This window comes from Bacillus cereus group sp. BfR-BA-01360 (genome assembly GCF_022663595.1).
Lineage (GTDB): Bacteria > Bacillota > Bacilli > Bacillales > Bacillaceae_G > Bacillus_A > Bacillus_A cytotoxicus.
In genome coordinates this window covers 1-6,169 of record NZ_JAKUFV010000048.1, presented here as the reverse complement: position 1 = coordinate 6,169, position 6,169 = coordinate 1, and the positions used below count along the sequence as shown (strand labels likewise).

The following is a 6,169-nucleotide window of genomic DNA, read 5'->3' as shown; positions in this document are numbered from 1 at the left end:
CCTATCCGAAGGCGATTCATCACCCACCTACTCATTGGGCTATGCCCTGCACGTTCCTTGAGGTGGGTGTCTTCTCGCCTAAAAAGATAAAATAAAAAAGCCCCGTTTCCATGCGCAAAGAAACGGGGACTTATACTTTCGTCCAAATTGCTTCCCTACGCTAGCATAACCTAGATCAGGTAATAAAAGGATCAAAGACTCACGGCCTTACTCTCAGTTGGCAACACCAACTCTCCTAGCACAATATAAAATTACCATTGTCAGTATAACACCGTCATCAAGCTTCAGCAACTATTTTAATTTTCTTAATTATCCACCTAATAATAAAATGAGAAATACGCTGCATATGAGCTCCCAGTTTCCTTGTTTCTCTCCGAATCTTGAAGTGGGATTCTTACTACCCGAAAATAGAGGGATACAAGAAAGCATGCTCTCTTTTTGATTTCGCATGGCATTGCACTATTTTCTTATAAAAAAGCAAACATCTATACATTTAACATTATTTTTCTATTGATTTCATATTACATTTATGTGAATAAGCCCCACTCGATTCTATCTTTATACTATAATAAAAGGTACAGTATTACATCTAGAGGAGGCCTTGATTATATGAACTTGAAAGCTACAGCTTTAACAGCAACTACTGTCGCAATTGCTTCCTTACTTCCTTCTGTAACAGAAGTAGATACGCAGACAGCTGCTGCACAGCAAACAGCAAAAGCAAAGACTGGCTATGTGAAGGTAGATAAAGTAAACTTATATCCAACTACAAGCGTCAACAATGATTCAATTGGTAGCATCCCCTATAACACCCCTGTTACCATTCTTGAAACAGTTCACGACTGGTATAAAGTAAATATTCATAATCAGATCGGTTACATAAAAAAAGATGCTATTACATTTACAAAATCTAGTAAGAGAAGCGAGCAATATATTGTACATGCAAATGCGTTAAATGTTCGTTCTGAACCGAATACAGAATCTTCTATTCTTGACGTATTACCGAATGGTAAGTTCGTTGCAGTCCAAGAAACACAAGGAAATTGGTATAAAATTTTTCACAACGGACAAATTGGATATGTACAAAAAGACTTTGTATCTAGCGGTTCAAAACCTTTAGTAAAAGGAATTACCGTGCAAAACACTCCTACCTATACCGTTGCTACTCCAAAACTAAACGTACGTAGTAATGCGGGAACGAATAGTGCGATTATCGGCTCTTTACAAAACGGTACACAAGTTCAGGTTGTAGAAACAGTCGGAACTTGGTATAAAATTCGCTTCGGCACAGCGTATGGCTATGTAGCCAAACATTATATCTTCCAAAATCAGGCGCAAAATAAAAAGACAAATCCTTCTATCCCAGCTGTTTTTAAATTTCCGACACAAGGAAAAATTAGTTCAACATTTGATATGCGCTGGGAACAAATGCATTATGGAGTAGATATTGCTGCACAAGGGAATGTTTCTATTCATGCAGCCGCTTCAGGAAAAGTTGTGAAGTCTTATTATTCAGCAAGCTATGGGAATGTTGTTTTCGTTGCTCATCGGATCAATGGAAAATTGTATACAACTGTTTATGCTCATATGAAAGATCGCGCTGTAAAGGTAGGAGACCACGTACAGGTTGGACAACTATTAGGACATATGGGAAATACAGGACATTCCTTTGGACAACATCTTCATTTTGAATTACATAATGGAGAATGGAATTTTGAAAAAACGAATGCAGTGGATCCACTGCCATATTTAGTTAGGTAAATACTATGCCACGCAATATCCCATTAATGATTGAATCTATAGCCTTCTTTGGCTTAATTTGTTGTTTAATTATTTATAATACAAGCATTGTATTTTTATCTATTGTTATTACTTTTGTTATTTTAGAAATTATGATGGAAGCATTTCAAATTCGACTGAAACAAAAAATTGCTCATATTTACGTTATGCTTTTTCTTTTAAGTGCTTTTATAACAAACGTAGTAAATGGTGGCTTTTATCTATCTTCCATATTCCCTGTATTCTTCTTGGGAATCTTACTAGTTATATCCCAATATATTAATGTTCCTGATAAACAAAAGAAACAAGAAAAACAAAAGCAGCCAGGGATCTAGAAAGAGAAAACAAATTACTTTCTTTGATGTATAAGAAAATCAAGGCTGCTAATTCATACTACTAAGTAAAAGGGATCTCAATTTACATGAGATCCCTTTTACTTATGTATTTGTTTTTAGCCACATGCATACTTCTCATAAATGAAGCTTAAGTTATATTTTTTTTCTAGACTCATTCTCTGTTCATCGTCACACCAGTAAAATAAAATGTCATGAATAGTTGCATAACGTTTGTTCTTTAAAAACACTCTAAAGAATGACGGTAAACAATCATGTAACTGTATAAAAATATAATTCCGTAAAATTTCTTCCTTATATTCAATTCCTTTACATACATGCAAGAGTTCTTCACAATAATATGCATGCTGAGGAACTTGAATCATTTCAAAGAATGGTATGTAAGATAATAGCTTACCAATAAAGTGTCCATAGCTGTTCATAATCTCGATTGTCATATGTTCCATCATTTCTTTCATAACATATAAATAATCATCAACATGTGTTGTTTTTAATGGATCAAGTCGATCTGATATTTGAGAAATAACAGCTCTCTGACATGCAATAACAGCATGATTAGGTCCATAGTATGAAAGAAAATCTGTGCATTTGCGATATTTTCTTAATAAGTCAAATGTGTATAAATCACCTAAATATGTATTGCAATATATTGCTAGGTTCATCATGTCATCATTTAATTCTTTTTTAGAAAGAGATTTTGCTTGTTTACATAGGTAAAAGAATGTGAACTCTAAGACTTCTTTATGAGATACTAATTCTCTATATTCTTCTATACATTTTTCATTAAATTTTACTCTATTCCAAATCGCTACATCTTCACTTTTTAATTCTCCAACACGGTACTTAATAATTAAATAGTTTAAAGCGACAATTTGTGTTATGGAATCCCACGTTTCATACTCCCTTGAAGTATATACAAATTCATCTAACCTTTGATTTACCATAAATGTATATGCTTCTTGATACCAACCAATCTCTTGACATAAACGAACAATACGCACCAATGTAGGAATCTCATCTTTATGAAATTGAGGTAATTCTTTTGCTTTGTTCATTCCATATAAAATGAATGGAATCAAATTTTCTTCTTTGTAAAACTCTTTTTCTTTCCATACTAGAAGTGTTCTCTCTTTCTCTTCACCTTTTGGACGACAAGGTACAAGTAAAGAAAATAAATCAGCAAAATCTTTTGGTTCCACGTATGTATCAATAACCAAATTCCAATTCGGATTTCCCTGCACAGCTTTCATATAACTCCCCTTTCAATTTTCCCTTCTATATAAACACGCTAAAGTTTGTTAATAATAAAAACTCAACAAATATTGCTATATTCAAAATCACTCATAACTCTCATATCTATTAGTATATCATTTTTTATCGTGATAAAAATTAAGAATAAAAATTTTAAAAAACTTTTCAAATATAGCAATGATCTTTGAATTTTATTTCAGATACATTACACTCACAATGCCTTTGCCTTCTAATTGTAAGAATAATGTATCTGATTCTCATTCTTTATTCATCAAAGTTTACATAACTGTCTTAAAGTTCATGTAACCCTTTTGTATGCTCGGATATTTCACCTAAGGCAAAACCAGCTTGATCATCAACTGCTTCTACTGTTGCTAAATCTCCTAATGCTAACATTCCAACGAGTACTCCATTCTCTACTACTGGCAACCTTCTCACTTGATGCCTTGCCATTAACTCTGTTGCCTTCTCAACCGGATCGTTAGGTGCTACTGAAACAATATTTGTGGTCATCACATTTGTAATTTTATTAGACCCTGGATGCTTCTCAGCAATTCCACGAACAACTAAGTCGCGATCTGTAACAAGACCAACAATTTGATTATTATCGACAACCGGGATCATACCAATTTCTTCTTCTTTCATTTTAACAGCTGCTTCATACACATTATCTAAAGGCGTACATTGTACAATATTTGTACTCATCAAATCTCTTACAAATAGCATAATTTGTTCCCTCCTTTTAATACATACCATAGTTTTTCCAAATTCCCTTTATTTATTTCAAATACTTCTCTTCATATTTGTTTAGATTTACAACATCGTATGTAAAAGGAACAAGTATACGTAACATAAGAAAAAAGAGTCAGCAATTATGCTGACTCTTTTTTATGACCCGTACGGGATTCGAACCCGTGTTACCGCCGTGAAAGGGCGGTGTCTTAACCACTTGACCAACGGGCCATGGCTCCGCAGGTAGGACTCGAACCTACGACCGATCGGTTAACAGCCGATAGCTCTACCACTGAGCTACTGCGGAATATAATGATGGGCCTAAATGGACTTGAACCATCGACCTCACGCTTATCAGGCGTGCGCTCTAACCAGCTGAGCTATAGGCCCATATTTCTAAACAGGGGCAGTAGGAATCGAACCCACACCGGAGGTTTTGGAGACCTCTGTTCTACCGTTAAACTATGCCCCTAAACGATGCCGGCTAGAGGACTTGAACCCCCAACCTACTGATTACAAGTCAGTTGCTCTACCAATTGAGCTAAGCCGGCTCGCTAATTCAAAATGGTGGCTCGGGACGGAATCGAACCGCCGACACGAGGATTTTCAGTCCTCTGCTCTACCGACTGAGCTACCGAGCCTTATGTAATGGCGGTCCCGACCGGGGTCGAACCGGCGATCTCCTGCGTGACAGGCAGGCATGTTAACCACTACACCACGGGACCATTTGGTTGCGGGGACAGGATTTGAACCTGCGACCTTCGGGTTATGAGCCCGACGAGCTACCAGACTGCTCCACCCCGCGACAATGTATTTTTAAAATAAGGAGGTAGAGGGATTCGAACCCCCGCGCGACTCTCGCCGCCTGTCGGTTTTCAAGACCGATCCCTTCAGCCAGACTTGGGTATACCTCCATGAAGGTAATATTATATATTAGTCTTTATAAACTATGAATAATTCCATTTCAATAACAATAAAATGGAGGAGGTAGAGGGATTCGAACCCCCGCACGGCTCTCACCGCCTGTCGGTTTTCAAGACCGATCCCTTCAGCCAGACTTGGGTATACCTCCAACAATAATAAAAGTGGAGCCTAGCGGGATCGAACCGCTGACCTCCTGCGTGCAAGGCAGGCGCTCTCCCAGCTGAGCTAAGGCCCCAAATTAAGTATCGGGAAGACAGGATTTGAACCTGCGACCCCCTGGTCCCAAACCAGGTGCTCTACCAAGCTGAGCCACTTCCCGTTAATGGCGCGCCCGAGAGGAGTCGAACCCCTAACCTCTTGATCCGTAGTCAAACGCTCTATCCAATTGAGCTACGGGCGCATATGGTGCCGAGGGCGGGAGTCGAACCCGCACGGTGGTCACCCACCGCAGGATTTTAAGTCCTGTGCGTCTGCCTGTTCCGCCACCCCGGCATGTCATGTTTGGAGCGGAAGACGGGATTCGAACCCGCGACCCCAACCTTGGCAAGGTTGTATTCTACCACTGAACTACTTCCGCAAGACATGTTATAAGTATTTTATTAAAAGTGCGGGTGAAGGGAGTCGAACCCCCACGCCAAAGGCGCCAGATCCTAAGTCTGGTGCGTCTGCCAATTCCGCCACACCCGCATATTCTTTTAAATGGTGAGCCATGAAGGACTCGAACCTTCGACCCTCTGATTAAAAGTCAGATGCTCTACCAACTGAGCTAATGGCTCTTAAATGGCTGGGCTAGCTGGATTCGAACCAGCGCATGACGGAGTCAAAGTCCGTTGCCTTACCGCTTGGCTATAGCCCAATAATGAAAATGGTGGAGGGGGGCAGATTCGAACTGCCGAACCCGAAGGAGCGGATTTACAGTCCGCCGCGTTTAGCCACTTCGCTACCCCTCCGATATATTATGGTGGAGGATGACGGGATCGAACCGCCGACCCCCTGCTTGTAAGGCAGGTGCTCTCCCAGCTGAGCTAATCCTCCATTCGCCTGGCGACGTCCTACTCTCACAGGGGCAAGGCCCCAACTACCATCGGCGCTAGAGAGCTTAACTTCCGTGTTCGGTATGGGAACGGGTG

Annotated in this window: 4 protein-coding genes, 20 tRNA genes, 1 rRNA gene and 1 riboswitch; of the genes, 2 read left to right on the top strand and 23 right to left on the bottom strand. The window is 39.6% G+C overall.

What is annotated here, in order from left to right:
• Nucleotides 1–135: 135 nt before the first annotated feature.
• Nucleotides 136–247, bottom strand: a riboswitch (TPP riboswitch).
• Nucleotides 248–609: 362 nt separating this feature from the next.
• Both MR056_RS21615 and MR056_RS21610 read left to right on the top strand, forming a co-directional pair.
• Complete coding sequence (locus MR056_RS21615; RefSeq protein ID WP_087097566.1) at nt 610–1,761, top strand: SH3 domain-containing protein; 1,152 nt, start codon at nt 610–612, stop codon at nt 1,759–1,761.
• Nucleotides 1,762–1,766: 5 nt separating this feature from the next.
• Nucleotides 1,767–2,114, top strand: a complete 348-nt coding sequence (locus MR056_RS21610; protein WP_011983713.1) for a hypothetical protein — start codon at nt 1,767–1,769, stop codon at nt 2,112–2,114.
• Between the two features lie 116 nt (nt 2,115–2,230).
• Here the strand turns inward: MR056_RS21610 and MR056_RS21605 are convergent, their stop codons facing one another.
• From MR056_RS21605 to rrf, 23 genes are all read right to left on the bottom strand, one after another.
• Complete coding sequence (locus MR056_RS21605) at nt 2,231–3,382, bottom strand: DUF3965 domain-containing protein (RefSeq protein ID WP_087097564.1); 1,152 nt, start codon at nt 3,380–3,382, stop codon at nt 2,231–2,233.
• Between the two features lie 292 nt (nt 3,383–3,674).
• Nucleotides 3,675–4,109: a CBS domain-containing protein gene (locus MR056_RS21600; protein WP_087097562.1), complete on the bottom strand. Its 435-nt coding sequence runs from the start codon at nt 4,107–4,109 to the stop codon at nt 3,675–3,677.
• 165 nt (nt 4,110–4,274) lie between these two features.
• Nucleotides 4,275–4,346: transfer RNA gene (locus MR056_RS21595), tRNA-Glu, on the bottom strand.
• Nucleotide 4,347: 1 nt separating this feature from the next.
• A tRNA-Asn gene (locus tag MR056_RS21590) sits at nt 4,348–4,422 on the bottom strand.
• Between the two features lie 9 nt (nt 4,423–4,431).
• Nucleotides 4,432–4,505, bottom strand: a tRNA-Ile gene (locus tag MR056_RS21585).
• An 11-nt stretch (nt 4,506–4,516) separates the two neighbouring features.
• Nucleotides 4,517–4,587: transfer RNA gene (locus MR056_RS21580), tRNA-Trp, on the bottom strand.
• A 6-nt stretch (nt 4,588–4,593) separates the two neighbouring features.
• Nucleotides 4,594–4,666 (bottom strand) — tRNA-Thr (locus MR056_RS21575).
• A 14-nt stretch (nt 4,667–4,680) separates the two neighbouring features.
• Nucleotides 4,681–4,756, bottom strand: a tRNA-Phe gene (locus MR056_RS21570).
• A gap of 8 nt (nt 4,757–4,764) precedes the next feature.
• Nucleotides 4,765–4,840, bottom strand: a tRNA-Asp gene (locus MR056_RS21565).
• Nucleotides 4,841–4,843: 3 nt separating this feature from the next.
• A tRNA-Met gene (locus MR056_RS21560) sits at nt 4,844–4,920 on the bottom strand.
• A 19-nt stretch (nt 4,921–4,939) separates the two neighbouring features.
• Nucleotides 4,940–5,029 (bottom strand) — tRNA-Ser (locus tag MR056_RS21555).
• A 65-nt stretch (nt 5,030–5,094) separates the two neighbouring features.
• Nucleotides 5,095–5,187, bottom strand: a tRNA-Ser gene (locus tag MR056_RS21550).
• Nucleotides 5,188–5,201: 14 nt separating this feature from the next.
• A tRNA-Ala gene (locus MR056_RS21545) sits at nt 5,202–5,274 on the bottom strand.
• A gap of 10 nt (nt 5,275–5,284) precedes the next feature.
• Nucleotides 5,285–5,358: transfer RNA gene (locus tag MR056_RS21540), tRNA-Pro, on the bottom strand.
• 4 nt (nt 5,359–5,362) lie between these two features.
• A tRNA-Arg gene (locus tag MR056_RS21535) sits at nt 5,363–5,439 on the bottom strand.
• Between the two features lie 3 nt (nt 5,440–5,442).
• Nucleotides 5,443–5,531: transfer RNA gene (locus MR056_RS21530), tRNA-Leu, on the bottom strand.
• Between the two features lie 10 nt (nt 5,532–5,541).
• Nucleotides 5,542–5,616 (bottom strand) — tRNA-Gly (locus MR056_RS21525).
• Between the two features lie 29 nt (nt 5,617–5,645).
• A tRNA-Leu gene (locus MR056_RS21520) sits at nt 5,646–5,726 on the bottom strand.
• Between the two features lie 13 nt (nt 5,727–5,739).
• Nucleotides 5,740–5,815, bottom strand: a tRNA-Lys gene (locus MR056_RS21515).
• A 5-nt stretch (nt 5,816–5,820) separates the two neighbouring features.
• Nucleotides 5,821–5,895, bottom strand: a tRNA-Gln gene (locus tag MR056_RS21510).
• A gap of 10 nt (nt 5,896–5,905) precedes the next feature.
• Nucleotides 5,906–5,989 (bottom strand) — tRNA-Tyr (locus MR056_RS21505).
• Nucleotides 5,990–5,998: 9 nt separating this feature from the next.
• Nucleotides 5,999–6,074 (bottom strand) — tRNA-Val (locus MR056_RS21500).
• A gap of 4 nt (nt 6,075–6,078) precedes the next feature.
• A 5S ribosomal RNA gene (gene rrf / locus MR056_RS21495) occupies nt 6,079–6,169 on the bottom strand; the annotation flags it as partial.

What these genes read in the sequence shown, in the direction of transcription:
- MR056_RS21605 (WP_087097564.1), bottom strand. Translation starts at nt 3,382, where the DNA reads ATGAAAGCTGTGCAGGGAAATCCGAATTGGAATTTGGTTATTGATACA.
- MR056_RS21600 (WP_087097562.1), bottom strand. Translation starts at nt 4,109, where the DNA reads ATGCTATTTGTAAGAGATTTGATGAGTACAAATATTGTACAATGTACG.
- MR056_RS21610 (WP_011983713.1), top strand. Translation starts at nt 1,767, where the DNA reads ATGCCACGCAATATCCCATTAATGATTGAATCTATAGCCTTCTTTGGC.
- MR056_RS21615 (WP_087097566.1), top strand. Translation starts at nt 610, where the DNA reads ATGAACTTGAAAGCTACAGCTTTAACAGCAACTACTGTCGCAATTGCT.